10 protein-coding genes and 5 pseudogenes are annotated in these 14,548 nt (G+C 66.5%); 12 read left to right on the forward strand and 3 right to left on the reverse strand.

Features of this window, described 5'->3' with window-relative positions; genetic code table 11:
• The first annotated feature begins 762 nt into the window (after nt 1–762).
• From IE271_RS38570 to IE271_RS38625, 12 genes and pseudogenes are all read left to right on the forward strand, one after another.
• A complete protein-coding gene (locus tag IE271_RS38570; protein WP_190195124.1) occupies nt 763–1,371 on the forward strand; it encodes a hypothetical protein in 609 nt (202 codons plus the stop codon).
• On the forward strand, nt 1,368–2,030 hold the full coding sequence (locus IE271_RS38575) for a hypothetical protein (RefSeq protein WP_190195125.1): 663 nt from the start codon (nt 1,368–1,370) through the stop codon (nt 2,028–2,030). The genes IE271_RS38570 and IE271_RS38575 overlap by 4 nt, the downstream gene beginning before the upstream one ends.
• Nucleotides 2,030–6,727: a putative T7SS-secreted protein gene (locus IE271_RS38580; RefSeq protein ID WP_190195126.1), complete on the forward strand. Its 4,698-nt coding sequence runs from the start codon at nt 2,030–2,032 to the stop codon at nt 6,725–6,727. The genes IE271_RS38575 and IE271_RS38580 overlap by 1 nt, the downstream gene beginning before the upstream one ends.
• An 18-nt stretch (nt 6,728–6,745) precedes the next feature.
• Complete coding sequence (locus IE271_RS38585; RefSeq protein ID WP_190195127.1) at nt 6,746–7,063, forward strand: hypothetical protein; 318 nt, start codon at nt 6,746–6,748, stop codon at nt 7,061–7,063.
• Between the two features lie 145 nt (nt 7,064–7,208).
• Nucleotides 7,209–7,523 carry a hypothetical protein gene (locus IE271_RS38590; protein ID WP_190195128.1) on the forward strand — a complete coding sequence of 105 codons (315 nt, stop codon included), beginning with the start codon at nt 7,209–7,211 and terminating at the stop codon, nt 7,521–7,523.
• Between the two features lie 149 nt (nt 7,524–7,672).
• Nucleotides 7,673–8,092: a contact-dependent growth inhibition system immunity protein gene (locus tag IE271_RS38595; protein WP_190195129.1), complete on the forward strand. Its 420-nt coding sequence runs from the start codon at nt 7,673–7,675 to the stop codon at nt 8,090–8,092.
• Nucleotides 8,093–8,314: 222 nt separating this feature from the next.
• Nucleotides 8,315–8,653 (forward strand): annotated as a pseudogene (locus IE271_RS42950) (transposase family protein); the annotation flags it as partial.
• 173 nt (nt 8,654–8,826) lie between these two features.
• Nucleotides 8,827–8,931: pseudogene (locus IE271_RS43525) on the forward strand (Lsr2 family DNA-binding protein); the annotation flags it as partial.
• 263 nt (nt 8,932–9,194) lie between these two features.
• Nucleotides 9,195–9,995: pseudogene (locus tag IE271_RS38610) on the forward strand (SCO6880 family protein); the annotation flags it as partial.
• A gap of 429 nt (nt 9,996–10,424) precedes the next feature.
• Nucleotides 10,425–10,925, forward strand: a pseudogene (locus IE271_RS38615) (TraM recognition domain-containing protein); the annotation flags it as partial.
• Nucleotides 10,922–11,482, forward strand: a complete 561-nt coding sequence (locus IE271_RS38620) for a hypothetical protein (protein WP_229919897.1) — start codon at nt 10,922–10,924, stop codon at nt 11,480–11,482. The pseudogene IE271_RS38615 and the gene IE271_RS38620, both read left to right, overlap by 4 nt.
• A gap of 352 nt (nt 11,483–11,834) precedes the next feature.
• Nucleotides 11,835–12,515, forward strand: coding sequence for an ankyrin repeat domain-containing protein (locus tag IE271_RS38625; protein ID WP_190195131.1), 681 nt, complete (start codon nt 11,835–11,837; stop codon nt 12,513–12,515).
• Between the two features lie 295 nt (nt 12,516–12,810).
• Here IE271_RS38625 and IE271_RS38630 read toward each other — a convergent pair whose 3' ends face one another.
• The 3 genes and pseudogenes from IE271_RS38630 to IE271_RS38640 all read right to left on the reverse strand — a co-directional run.
• A complete protein-coding gene (locus tag IE271_RS38630; protein ID WP_190195132.1) occupies nt 12,811–13,032 on the reverse strand; it encodes a hypothetical protein in 222 nt (73 codons plus the stop codon).
• A 1-nt stretch (nt 13,033) separates the two neighbouring features.
• Nucleotides 13,034–13,561: pseudogene (locus IE271_RS38635) on the reverse strand (RHS repeat-associated core domain-containing protein); the annotation flags it as partial.
• A gap of 469 nt (nt 13,562–14,030) precedes the next feature.
• Nucleotides 14,031–14,548: RHS repeat-associated core domain-containing protein (locus tag IE271_RS38640; protein WP_190195133.1), on the reverse strand; the 518-nt coding region annotated here is incomplete at its 5' end.

Genomic DNA, 14,548 nt, shown 5'->3' on the forward strand with positions numbered 1-14,548 from the left:
AGATCTCCGCGCCGTCGGCCAGCGCACGCTCGCGCCGCTTCTCCTCGGCCACCTGCGCGAGGTAGGCGTCCAGTGGCAGCCCCGCCGCGTCGGCCAGGGCCTGCAGCGTGTCCGCGGTGGTGTCGTCGATCTCGATGCCAGCCATGCAACGAGTATGCCGCGCGACACCACACCGCGGCCACCCACCTGAGAACATTGCCCTGACCAGGCACTACTCGGAACACGGCTGGCGGCGCCGGACTACGGTGCTCATGAGCCGGAGGTATCCCGCGGGTGCGGGCAGCAGCTACCTCCAGGACCTCTTCGCCAAGCCCACACGGGACCATCCCCGCAAATGCGGGGAGCAGGAGCAACAGGTGACGCGAGGGAAGGGCGATCTGGGACCATCCCCGCGTCCGCGAGGATGGTCCCTGGGCGCTGGACAAGGTGTGGAACAACGGGATCTGCTCCCCGTATCAGCGCGGATGGCCCCCGCATCTGGCGTCGAGGAAGTTCTCGGTGGACTGCTCCCCGCACCCGCAGGGATGGCCCTCTACGTACAGAACCGCTCCTCCGTCGAACGCTCTGCTTCCTGCGCCGGCAGGGACGGTCGAGGTGGCCCGGACCCCGCCGATGGCCAGGGCGCCGGTGCGGACGGAGGGAACGCTGGCGAGCATGTTGGTACAGAACAACAGTGTCTTTTTGGGGCGGTTTACCGGGTTGTGGCAGAGATGTGACGTGGACACGTTGCAGTGTGCGATGCGTGGTTGTGATGATAGTGGAATGTCTGAGCACGGGGGTGCGGCGGACCAGCCGCAACAGATTCGAAGGTCGAGGCTCGCGGACTACGCGGAGATGACCGACCGTCCTGCCATGCCGGCTCCGAGTGAGTCTTCGCAGAAACACCGGGAGGCGACGCGGCAGCCGGCCGAAATCCGGTCGGCCGAGGAATCCGACCCGGCGCAATCCGCGAACCCTGCGCCCGAGGACTCCGTGGTGGCCGGGCGGAGGCGGGCGTTCGCGGAGTTGCTGGGGGAGTTCCGGCGCACGGCCGTGCTGGTGCCGCTGGGCGAGGGCCCCGGTCCGGACGACGAGCCCGGCTTCTTGACGGTGGACCTGAACGGGATCCGGTTCATTCTGGCCTTCTCCGACGAGCAGGCCCTGGCCCGCTATGCGCAGGCGCGCGGCGAGTACGCGCGCGAGTGGGCGTATCGGACGGTGCTGGGTGCGCGGTTGCTGGATGTGGCGGTGCCGGCGGCCGGGGTGCCGTGCGGGGTGGCGCTGGACTGTGCGGACGGGCCGGACGGGATGGTCTTCCCGCCGGTGGTGGGCATCGTGCCCGAGCACGCGGCCGTCGACCGGGATCTGCACGAGAAGGGGGAGGCGGCGTGAGCGGCGGGGGCGGCAAGGATCTGCGGGCCCAGGGCCTGGATCTGATCGCGAAGGGGCTGACCGAGGCGCTCGGCGAGCTGGGCGAGTTGGGCATGGTGGGGGAGGCCGGGGCCGGGCGCGGCTTCGGCGACATCGCCCTGTCCGGCCTGGAGCTGGGCCACGAGGGACTGACCAGCGCGTTCCAGAGCTTTTGCGAGCGCTGGGAATGGGGCGTGCGCGCACTGGTCAACGAGGGCAACGCGTTCGCCGTCAAGACCGGCCTGTCCGCCGGGGTGTACTACGAGACCGAGCAGTACATCGAGGGCTCCTTCAAGGTCGTCGCCAACGCCGCCATCGGTAACCCGTACGCCTCCGAGGAGGAGGTGACCCAGCAGGGCTGGGGCGACATCGCCACTCAAGGCGCGCTGGGCGGGGCGGACTACAGCAAGGAGTCTTTCGATGCGGCCATGGCCAACAGCGCGCAGGGCTGGAAGGACGCCGGCCGAGACGTCATGACCTCCCACACGGTGGGCCCCCTGGGCCTCAACCCGCAGAACCTGCACGAGACCTTCGGCGTCTCGGACGCCGAGTACGACCGGATGCTGGACGACACCTTCGGCCCCTCGCCCGAGGCCCGCGCCCAGGCAGCCGAACAGCAGCAGGGGGAGGGCGGTAACTGATGGGGTTCGGCGACATCGTCGACGGTGTCACCGGCGGCCTGAACAAGGGCCTGGAGTTCGGTGAGAACCTCATCAACGAGGGCAAGAAGAAGCTCGGCGAGGGCATCGACTACGCCACCGACAAGGTCGGCGACGGACTGGACCACGTCGGCTGGCACGGCGCCGCCGACACCGTCCAGAACTGGGGTGACGAGGTCGCCGCCGACCTGGGCGCCACCCCCGGCGAGCAGCAGCTGGGCCAGACCGAAGAGGCCAACGAGCTGATCCACGGCAACCCGGACAAGATCCGCGAGTCCGCCAAGCATCTGAAGGACTTCCACACCGCCTTCGACCATGTCGGCCAGGGCATGAAGAAGGTCGACTCCTCCACCTGGGCGGGCGAGGGCGGGGACGCCTTCCGCAAGAAGTTCGGCGTGCACCCCACCAAGTGGGCGCAGGCCGCGGACGCCTGCGACAAGGCCGCCGGCGCCCTGGAATCCTACGCGGACACGGTCAAGTGGGCGCAAGGGCAGGCCAAGGAGGCCATCGAGCTCTACAAGAAGGGCGTCAAGGCCTCCAAGGACGCCGCCGACGCCTACAACAAAAGGGTCGACGCCTACAACGCCAAGATCAAAGCCAACGAGGACCCCGGACCGCGCCCCGAGCCCTTCAAGGACCCGGGCACGGCCGACATCAAGGCCGCCCGCGACAAGCTCACCGAGGCCCGCACACAGCGCAACACCGCCGCCACCACCGCCCAGAGCACCGTCCGGGCCGCCCTGGCGCACGCGCCGGCCGAGCCGCCGCCGCTGGACCGCCTCGGCAACAACCTGGTCGACGGCTTCCAGGCGGCCAACACCGAACTCACCCACGTCGTCGGCGGCGCGCTGAAGGGCACGGCGGGGCTGGTGAACTTCGCCCGCGGCCTGAACCCCACCGACCCCTACAACCTCACGCACCCGGCCGAGTACCTGCAGAACGTCTCCATGACGCTGTCCGGACTCGTCTCCACCGCCGCCCACCCCGAACGCATCGTCACCGCCGCCGTCGACGGCTTCAAGAAGGACCCCTCCGAGTTCGTCGGCCGCCTCATCCCCGAACTCATCGGCACCAAGGGCGCCGGACTCGCCCGCGGCGGTGTACGGCTCGCGATGAAGGAGGGCGCGGAACAAGGGCTGACCAAGGGCGCCCGCAACGCGGTGGAGGAGGGCGCCGAGGCCGCCTCCCGACGATCGGCCGAGAAGGTCTGTGTCAAGGACCCCGTCGACGTCGCCACCGGCCACATGGTGCTGCCGGAGACGGACGTCTCGCTTCCCGCCCGGATGCCGCTGACCTTCAAGCGCTACTTCGACTCGTCCTACCGCCTGGGCCAGTGGTTCGGCCCGACCTGGTCCTCCACCCTGGACCAGCGTCTGGAGATCGACACACAGGGCGTCGTCTTCGTCGGCGAGGACGGCCTGCTCCTCGCCTACCCCCACCCGGCACCCGGACTGCCGACCCTGCCCAGCCACGGCCCACGCTGGCCACTGGACCGGGTGGAGGACGGCTACACCCTCACCGACCCGCAATCAGGCCAGGTACGGCACTTCGCCGACCGCTCCGACGACCTGGCCGTGCTGGAACAGATCGACGACCGCAACGGCAACTGGATCAGCTTCCAATACGAGGCCGACGGCACGCCCTGCTCGATCACGCACAGCGGCGGCTACCACCTGCGCATCTCCACCTCGGAAAACCGTGTCACCGCACTGCACCTGGCCGGTGCGGCAGCGGACGGCGGCGACCAGGAACTGCTGCGCTACGGCTACACCGACGGCCATATGACCGAGGCGACCAACTCCTCCGGGCGCCCCACCCGCTTCGAGTACGACGACCTGGGCCGCATCACCGCCTGGACCGACACCAACAAGAGCCGGTTCACCTACGGCTACGACGACCAGGACCGCTGCACCCACCAGGCGGGCATCGCCGGCCACCTGCGCTCGACCTTCGCCTACGGACCCGTGGCCGCGGACACCGGTGAGCACACCACGACCGTCACCGACTCGCTCGGCCACACCACTCGCTACCTGATCAACCGGCACTGCCGGGTGATCGCCGAAACGGATCCTCTCGGCGCGGTCACCCGCTACCGGCACGACCGCTACAACCGCCTGCTCTCCCGGACGGACCCGCTGGGTCACACCACGTCCTTCCGCTACGACGAGCTGGGCAATCTTCTCGCGATATCCCGCCCGGACGGACGTGAAGCACGGGCGGAGTACAACGAGCTCGGTTTGCCGATCAAGCTCGTCAATCCGGACGGCACGATCGTTCGGCAGAGCTTCGACGAGCGCGGCAACCGCACCGCAGTAACCGATCCGGCCGGGCTGACCACCCACTTCACGTACGACGAGGCCGGACATCCGATGGCCGTGACCGACCCGCTCGGTCACACCATTCACACGGTCTGCGACCGGTCCGGGCTGCCGTTGAAGGTCACCGACCCGCTGGGCGCGGTGACGTGTTACGAACGTGATGCCTTCGGTCGCCCTGTCGCCATCACCGATCCGACCGGTGCCACGGTTCGCCTGGAATGGACGGTGGAAGGCCGGCTGTCCAGTCGCACAGCTCCGGACGGCGAGAGTGAGACATGGACGTACGACGGCGAGGGCAACTGCACCAGTCACACCGATCCCATGGGCGGTCTCTCCCGATTCGAGTACACCCACTTCGATCTGCTCGCCGCGCGTACCGGCCCGGACGGGGTGCGCTACGAGTTCGATCACGACACCGAGCTGCGGCTGACAAAGGTTGTCAATCCGCAGGGACTGACGTGGAGTTACGCATACGACGCGGCTGGACATGTGGTCGCCGAGACGGATTTCGATGGATGCGCTCTGACCTATGGATACGATGCCGCAGGTCGACTCACCTCCCGCACCAATGCCCTGGGCCAGACGGTGCGGTTCGAACACAACGAACTGGGCCAGGTGGTTCTCAAGGACGTGGCCGGTGAAGTCACCACCTACTCATACGACCTGACCGATCAGGTGGCGTGGGCCGCCGGCCCGAGCGGTAGCACGCTGACGGTGCTGCGGGACCGGTTCGGCCGAGTGCGTAAGGAGACGGTCGACGGCCGCGAGATGACCTACTCGTACGATGAGTCGGGACGTTGCACAGGCCGGAGGACGCCGTCCGGCGCGACAACGAGCTGGTCGTACAATGCCGCCGGGCGACGCACCGGCATGTCGGCCTCTGGCCGGGCCATCGACTTCGTCTACGACGAGGCCGGTCGCGAACTGACCCGCCGTATCGGTGAGACGTTGACGCTGGAGCAGGCTTTCGACGCCTTGGGCCGTCTGACCACCCAGGCGGTGACGAAGGCGGGCGGTGACCTGATCCAGCAGCGCGCGTACGCCTACCGTGCCGACGGCCACCTGGTCGGAATTGAGGACCGCCTTGGCGGCTCTCGTCGTTTCGACCTCGATGCGGTCGGCCGGGTGACGGCCGTACACGCGGCCAACTGGAGCGAGTCCTACGCCTATGACGAGGCGAACAACCAGACCCAGGCGGCCTGGCCGCCGAACCATCCTGGCCAGGAGGCGGTAGGCGCTCGCACCTACTCCGGCACCCGTATCACCCGCGCGGGCGATGTCCGCTACGAACACGATGCCCTTGGCCGCATCACCCTCCGGCAGAAGACACGCCTGTCCCGCAAGCCGGACACCTGGCGTTATGAATGGGACGCCGAGGACCGTCTCACCGCAGTTGTCACCCCGGACGGCACGCATTGGTGCTACACCTATGATCCACTGGGGCGCCGCACCGCCAAACTCCGTTTGGCAGAGGACGGAGAAACCGTCGTCGAGCGCGTGGTGTTCACCTGGGACGGCACGACCCTGTGCGAGCAGACCACTGTCTCGGCCGATCTGCCCCATCCGGTCACCCTTACTTGGGACCACCAGGGGCTGCAGCCCCTCGCGCAGAGGGAACGCGTCACTGCCGCCGATGCCCCGCAGGAAGAGATCGACTCACGCTTCTTTGCCATCGTCACAGATTTGACGGGTGCGCCTAGAGAACTCGTCGACGATGAGGGACACATCGTATGGCGCACGCGAAGCACGCTCTGGGGCATGACCGCTTGGGCTACGGACAGCACAGCCTATACGCCGCTGCGTTTCCCGGGACAGTACTACGATGCCGAGACGGGTCTTCACTACAACTACTTCCGCCATTACGACCCTGCCACAGCCCGGTACCTCACCTCAGACCCATTGGGCCTGGAACCCTCGCCCAACCCTGTTACATATGTGCTCAATCCGCATGCATGGGTCGATCCGCTCGGTCTTACTCCTTGTCCGCCACGCATCAAGGACGGCGGCTGGGATCTGAGGGACCGGAATCCGCTCGATATCGTTCCGGAAGATGCCGATATTCGACAACTTACGCCTGACCCCAACGGTGGCGCGCAAAAGGGGGTCGAGTACAAATGGAAAGATCCGGAGACGGGAAATACCGTTCGTCTTCGGGTGCACGACAAGGACGGAACCGCGCCACCGGGATCGAATGCGGCGAACGGAGACGTCTACCGCGTCTCGATTGGCGGAAGATACCAGGACGAAGCGGGGAATCTGTATCATCGGCAAGTCCATAACCCGAACAGTCCGAACCACAATGCCGAGGCGGCCAACAGTACACATATCCCATGGCCGAGCCAGTATCCGCTGCCTTATTGATCGAGTTAGGCTGACTGCATGGAATCCTCTGAATTTATTGAGATGGTGCGTAAGATCCTGGATGCCGAATCGGAGGTGCGTGAACGTGCGGCCGACGAGGTGACCGACCGGTTGGGCGCCTACTCACCCGCACAGGCCTCCGCACTGGCAACGCTGCTGTCGGCGGCTGCGGTCTGCGAGGAGGGATCGGCTTTGGAGGCTGAACTCCACGCTGTCCTCGAACTGATGTCAACCGGCCATGTCAGCCGTGAGCACGTATTGCAACTTCAGGAGATCCGACTCGAGGGGTTGCCGTCAGAGGCCCGCGAATACGTCACCGACCTGCTGGAAGGATGAGGCGGAGGCGATCAGGTCGGCAGGTGAGGGCCAACTCGCCATATGTATCGATTGCCTGGTCGAGTATGAATCGACCTTGCGCGAAAAGGGTCATGGGGTCTTCATGCCAGAATGTGCCAGGAGAGGAAATAATTGGAATTTGGGAATGAAGCACCCGGACCCGCAGGTCTTGGAGGCGCTCGACCTTGCATGGGACCCGGACCAAGGGGCGCTAGGAAAACTCCGGGCGGGTGATTTTGATGCGGATTTGGCCGACCGCTATGTCGGACTCCTCAACTCCATCGAAGTCATGGAAGGCGAATCGCTGCACCAGGATTTAGTGAGGCTCCTCTGGTTCGCTCCACTGTTTTCGGAGTGGCAGGTTGAGAGGGCGGTGAAGCGCGGGGCCGATCAACAGGCTGTCTCGAATTTCTGTGATCTGGTGCGGGAACGCGTCATGGAAATTCTCGGTACGCCGTAAGCGAGGCCGTGGCCGCAGTGACATGCATGCCGGCAGGTCAACCAATTCTCCCTAGTGGTCGCCTGACGGCGGTTCAGTACGGGGCTGAGCTCTTTGCGGAACATGATCATTGTAGTCAGGTCGCATAAAAGCAGAGGCGCCAAGATCTCATGCTCTCAGATTTCGTGAACAAAGACAGGGCGATCGAGGAGTTGGAGGGGAATGCATGGCCGCCCCCGCAGAGCGAGACCACATCTTTGGTCCGAGGCGTGCATGATCTGAGGAAACGCCCTATCAAAAATCTTGGATTGGACGGCCTGCGTCGATTGATCAGTCAAGATGTAGGTCTCCGGTGGCTGCTGCCGGTAGCTTTGGATTATTTGCGGGACACCGCTCCGGACGAAGCGGTGACCGGCTGGTACGACGACGATCTTCTGACGGCAGTGCTGATGAGGAAGGAACAAACGTGGAGGTCTTGGCCCGAACTGGCTCGCCACCTCAATGAGACAGTGAAAATGCTTACTGACTTGCCCTCTGGCATGCAGCGCCACGTGGAGGAATTCCGCACAAAGGCATCTGATCTGTTGTAAGGGGGCTCGTGACTGAATGGTGGGCTCGTGGGTCCGGTGACAGGGTCATTGAGAAGTGCCGAGGTGGGCGGTTCGCCTGCTGAGTGCCAGAAGTGACGGCTTGTTGACTTCTGCCCGGTGAGTGACCCTGGACGCAGAACAGGCATGGCCGCTGGTGATCATGCGGGTGTTGAGTCCGTATGAGCACCGAGCGAGTCCATGCCTGCGCACCCATCTTCCCGCATGCCCTCATGTCTCCGGCAACTGGGGGACGCCTCCCGCCCAGACCTGCTGGATGCAACCTTTGACCTGCGGAGTTATCTGGCCACGGTGCCTGACCCACGGGCTCGTCGCGGCATCCGTCACCCATGGACGGCCCTACTCACCGCCGTGTCCGCCGCCGTTCTGGCCGGCGCCGCCTCGATCACAGCGATCGGCGAGTGGGTCGCCGACGCACCGCAGCGCGTCCTGGCCCAGCTCGGCTTCCGCCCCGACCCACTGACCGGCCGGATCCGCCCGCCCCACGCGACGACCATCCGCCTCGTCCTGGCCGCCGCGGACGGCGACGCCCTCGACCGCGCCATCAGCGCCTTCCTCACGGAACGCAAGACCCCGGTCCCGGGACGGAAGGTCATCGCCGTCGACGGCACGACACTCCGCGGCTCCCGCACCGCCGGCCGGACGGCCACCGCCCTGATCGCTGCCATGACCCACAGCGGCCAGGTCCTCAAGTACGCCCGCCCTCCGATCCCGAGACCATTCGAGAGTGGGCACGGGCGAACGGGCACGACGTCCCGATGCGCGGGCGCATCCCCGCGGCTGTCCGACAGGCATGGGAAGAGGCGCACGGAAGCAGCTGAGAAAGGTCGAGAACACAACAACTGCCCAGGCCTCCGCCCGGGCAACGCCGCTGTCGGCGGCCGCAGTCCACGAAGAGGGATCGGCTCCGGAGACCGAACTCCACGCTGCCCTGGAACTGATGTCAACCGGCCACGTTGACCGTGAGGATGCGTCGGATCCGTAAAATTTGCCAAAGCGCGTCTCCGCGCGAATAAACTCGCAGGTCAGACAACATGCTCCCCGCACCTGCGGGGATGGTCCCGTCCAGCCGGTCTGGTTGAGTCTCCAGGTCGTCGAGTGGCTCGCCCCGCGTGCCCTGGCGCAGGTGGTGCGCATCGCGTACGACCCGGAGGCGCAGCTGATGCTCGCCACCCGCAACGCCGCCGCCCGGGCCCCCGCCCCCACGTCGCCACTCGTGACGTCACTGTCCGCGATGCCTCCGCCCGCGACGCCGCCCAGGTGCCGGGCGGGCAGGTGCCGGACGCCCAGGTGACGGACTGGCAGGCGCCGGCCGGGCAGGGCCTGGAGCCCGGCGTGGCCCCCGAGCTGGCGGGCCCCGCGTGCGCCGAGACCGACTGGGGCACCTACCGTCACGACGGCCGCGTGGACCGTCTCCTACCAGGTCCGCACCTGGCCGCAGACGGACGTGTACGCCACCTTCCTGCAGCCGCTGCTGCGGCCCCGGCAGAACGCCCGCCGCAGCCTGGGCATCGTCTACGAGCCGATCGGCCCGCGCCGGGCCCGCCAGGACCTCGCCCGCGAGAAGGCCAAGCGGGAGTCCGCCCGTGCACTGCGCGCCAGGACCGGCCGGGACGAGTCCGCCGACGAGCTGCTCGAAGCGCAGAAGGCCAGGTCGCAGGATGTCGCCCGCGCCTCCGGGCAGGGCGTGGTGCGGCTGACCTCGGTCCTCGCCGTCACCGTGACCGACCTCGGCGAGCTGGAGACCGCCTGCGTCGAGCTGCAGGCGGACGCGGCCGCCTCCGGACTGGAGCTGCGGCGCATGTGGGGCGCCCAGGACGTCGGCTTCGCGGCCGCCGCGCTGCCGCTGGGCCAGGGGCTGCCGGACCGGAGGATCAGATTCTGATGCCGCTGCCCTCGTTGCCACCGTTGTCATCGCTGTTGCCGTTGCCGTTGCCGTTCAAGTGCCGTGACGCCGGTGACACGGCACTGAAGGAGTCCGCGTTCGGCGGGACCGCCGGCCTGGAACACCGGCCGACACAGGCACCGCCGACGGTGCCGAGCGCCCGCGAACAGCGCCGCGCGAGACTGCTGGAGGACCCCGGGACGGCCATGCGGGTCGCCCCCAGGAAGGGCTGGGCGCAGCCGTACGCGGGGCGTGCCGCCTCCCTGCCCCGTGTCGAGGTCGTCCGCGCCGACACCGCCAACGCCGCGGGCGCCTACCCGTTCCTGCACGCCGCCTCCCTCCCGCCCGTGGGCGCGTACGTCGGGCAGAACATCCTGACCACCGAGGCGTTCAGCGCGCACCCGGCGGTGTGGGTGAAGGAGGGGCTGTCTGCGCTACCCCCGCCTGCCCAACATCCTCACCACCGGCCGCGGCATGGGCATCGTCGTCCTGACGGTGTGGCACGACCTGTCCCAGCTGCGCGACCGGCTCGGCGTGCAGAAGGCCAACACCGTACTGTCCGCCTCCGGCCTGCGCATGCTGCTGCCGGGCTGCGGTGACCTGGAGACCCTGCGGTACTTCTCCGGCCTGTACGGCCGCACCGAGACACTGCGCACCTCGCACGGCCGCTCCCGCGGCGAGTCCTCCACCACCACCTCGCCCACCGAGACCGACCTCGCGCCCGTGCACTCCCTGCAACAGCTCAAGGAGTTCACCGCGATCGCCCAGTACTCCAACCAACCTCCGATCAAGGTGAGGATGCGGCTCACCTTCCGCGACCGCGACCTGAAGCGGCTACTGGCCGTGCCCCGGCCGACCGCTGGGAGCGGACTGCTGAAGCCAGACAAGGCGGCAGCACCCGCGGCAGTGGAGGAGGCGGGCGGACCGTGACCGACTTCCCGAATGACTGGAGCGATCCGGACGCCTCGGACGTTCCGGATAATCCGGCATCATTGTGGCCCACCGTGCCGCCGGCAGGGAGCGCGGCACCCGAGCCGCGCAGCTGGGTGTGGGCGGCCATGCCCCCGCCCGAACGCCGCGCCCGGCTACGCGAGCTGCGCACCTGGGTGGAGTGGCTGCGCCACACCGCCGAACTGCACAACGACCTCCCGCCCTGCTGGTACCGCCACCACTGGGTACGGGAGATGCTCACCGCCCTCTACCTGGGCTGGCTGCGCACCTACGAGGGCGAGAAGACACCGGGCCCGGGCCGCGAACTCGCCGAAGCCGAGTGGATCAACACCCTGCACGCCTTCAAGCCCCACATGAAGATCCCCGCCTGCATCAGCACCCACCAGGAACCTCCCCTGCTCCCGCCGCCAGACCCGAGAACCGACGAGGAGTGGGAGCTCTACCTGGTCACCTCGACCGACACCACCGATCCGGCGCGACACCCGGCCGAGGCGGAGGCCCGGCGCATGACCGCCGGGATGGACCCGCCGATGTAGCGGGGCGTGCCCCGGGGGCCGCCGACAATCGCGCCCCTGCTGTCTTCATCCCGGGACTCACGCGCCGTCGCCGCCCGCGCCGGCAAGCGGGACAAGAAGCAGGCCGGACGGGGTGCAGGCCAGAGCTGCGGGGCTCCGCCCTACACGCCGGTCCTCTCTCAGAGGGGAATCGGGCCGGAGTGAGACTCACGTTCAGGGCGGTCGCGCACGAAGTGGTCATAATGTATCCAGTAACGGCATGAGACCGGGTTAATGGGGGAGCGGGGCTGTCGCGCCGAGAAATAGGACCGAAGCCCTCTGCTCCTTTCGGTTTTCGTGGTCTACGCAAACCACCGCACATGGAGAAGAGCACGTGGAAGTGAACGATGTCGCCCGCCTGTTATGTCAGGCTGCTGCTTCGGGGGACGCACAGCGGGTGGCTGGGGTACTGGCTTCAGGCGTTTACCCCGACCTGCGTGAGGCCGACAGGAGTCGCACCGCTCTCGATCAGGCCGTCTGGAACAACCATCCCGATGTAGTACGTACTCTTCTGGCCGCTGGAGCCGACCCTGATGCCAAGATGGGGGAATACCATGAGACGTACGCGCTTCGATATGCTGCACCAAGAGGGATGCATGAGGTGGCTCGACATCTCCTCGACGCCGGTGCGCGTCCCGACGGTCCAGTCGGTGTCAATCAAACCACACCTCTGATACTCGCTGCCGCGCAAGGCGATCTTGAAATGGTGAAGCTGCTGCTGGACCGGGGAGCTTCACCCAACCTCATAATAGAACTGCAGCTGGTTGAAGGCGTCGCCGAAGGACTTGGAATCTCAACAAGACACGGCCCTTTGTCCAGCGCGGCCTGGAGTGGGCACCTGGAGACAGTACGGCTTCTTCTGGCAAGAGGCGCACGGCCGGACGATGAGGTGTGGGAATCCGTGACGAGGGGCATGGCGAGTCCCGAAGTGGCGTCCTCGCTCAACCGCCGTGGCAGCCCTGAAGATTTCGTACTGGCCAAGGCAGTAATCGAGCGAGCGCGGAACCTCTCATAATTTATTCGCTGCGCTGCTGAACGACGTCTGAGCGTCAAGACGCCGACGGCAGGGTGCCATGAGAAGAAAGACTCCGGTCGCTGCTGCTCGCACTTTGCGCTTTTTCCTTTTGCCGTCCACATCCACCAGGTCGAATTTCTGACCAGGCGAAAAGCGGCGATCGCGGGAGGAAAGGCAACAGCTTTTCGTACCTGGCCGCCAAACCGCCGCGAGGAAATCCGCAATTCATTGATCTGCGCGACCTGAGCGATGAGGGCCCGTCAACTTATTGACGGGCCCTCATGCAGGAGTGAAGCTAGCGTCGGAATCGGATTGCCGCCGCCATACCGGCCGACAGAACAAGTCCGGCGACGATGATCCATACTCCAGGTTTGATGCCTGCCAGCATCGCGAAGACACCGATGACGACGAGTGCGATTGATGCGATCAACGCAACCCACAGGCCCGTAGCAGCTACCGCGCGCCCGACTTCGTCGTCGTTGCCCAACATTTCTCCGCCGTCCAGGCTTGTGTTCACGTCATCTCCCTCGCTCAGCCTCAGGCTGGGAAAATGAGTCCTGCATAGCGCCTGCCGTTACGTTACTGACCGTGTCAGACGCAACGCCGCATCCCGCTACAGCCAGAGGTATGAGATAGGGCATCCCGGCAGCAGTCGCCATGGTGGAAGTCCCTGCTGTGCAAGCCGCCCCGAAGACTGCTCCTGCCGCGATGCCGACAGCTTGCGAGACCAGAGCCTCAGGGTCGTTTCGGTTCTGCGAGATTTCAAGTACGTCCTTACCTCCGAAGAGCCCGTCAACAACTGTTCCGAAGCCAAGGAGGCCGCTGGGGTCGATGCGGTTGACGGGGTCGCCCTCGGCGTAGAGGTAGGGGTTCTGTTCCTGGCCGGAGGGGTCGGGCTGGGTGAAGCGGCCGATGTTGGCGTCGTAGTAGCGGGCTTGGAGGTGGTACAGGCCGGCGGGGTCCTGGTAGTTGCCGGCGAAGCGGTAGGGCTGGGCGACCGGTTCGGAGGGCTGGGCGAGCAGGCGGACGCCGCGGGGGCTGTAGGTGTCGACCTTGCAGCTTTACCGTGCGGGCGGTCAGGGAGCGTCACCGGTCCGATCTGCCAGTAGACGTGTTTCAAGCGGCAACCACGGTATCGAAGTATCGCGGCCCAGCCCATTGGACCGAGCTACTTACGGCGGGACAGGACGAGCACAACCGCCACGATGAAAACCCCGAAAATGAGGGAGATTCCCCAAATCGGCAATCCGGCAGCGGACGGCGGCATGATCAGTGACATCGTCATCGCTTGAACCCCTTGCGTAGGAACAGGAGTCCGCCAACGGTCAGAACGGTACCGAGGACGATCGGTAGCACTGCCCGGGGTCTTCCGCCACCGGCGTCCTCAAGGCCGAGACAAAGCAAAGCCACACCACAAAGCAGTGCTATGAGCGCTGATGCGATCACTGCGGCTGTGCGCATCGGTAACTCCCGTCGTCCGGGGGCGGGACCCACGCCCCGCCCCCACTTCTCAGATCAGCTGTATGCGGCGGTCGTCGCCCCGGCGACCCCTGCGGCTACGACAGAGCACCCAGTCAAGCCGGCGCCGACCGAGACACCGAGAGTGGCGAAGGACCCGGCTGCGGCACCGGCCAGACACAAGCTTTCGAAACCAGCACCGGCCAGTACCCCCATCTTGGTGGCGTTCGCACCTTCCGTATCACCTGTCAAGGTGTCATAGGTGAGACTCGCCCAGTCCCCGATGCCGGTGACGTCACCGAAGCTGAGCAGCCCGCTGGGGTCGATGCGGTTGACGGGGTCGCCCTCGGCGTAGAGGTAGGGGTTCTGTTCCTGGCCGGAGGGGTCGGGCTGGGTGAAGCGGCCGATGTTGGCGTCGTAGTAGCGGGCTTGGAGGTGGTACAGGCCGGTGGGGTCCTGGTAGTTGCCGGCGAAGCGGTAGTAGGGCTTGGTCAGGTTCGTATCGGTGTGGGTATGTCGCGGTGGCAGGTGGGGCAGGCGCCGGTCCAGGTCGCGAGGAGTGCCTGCATCTCGCG

This window comes from Streptomyces minutiscleroticus (assembly GCF_014650875.1).
Classification (GTDB): Bacteria; Actinomycetota; Actinomycetes; order Streptomycetales; family Streptomycetaceae; genus Streptomyces; species Streptomyces minutiscleroticus.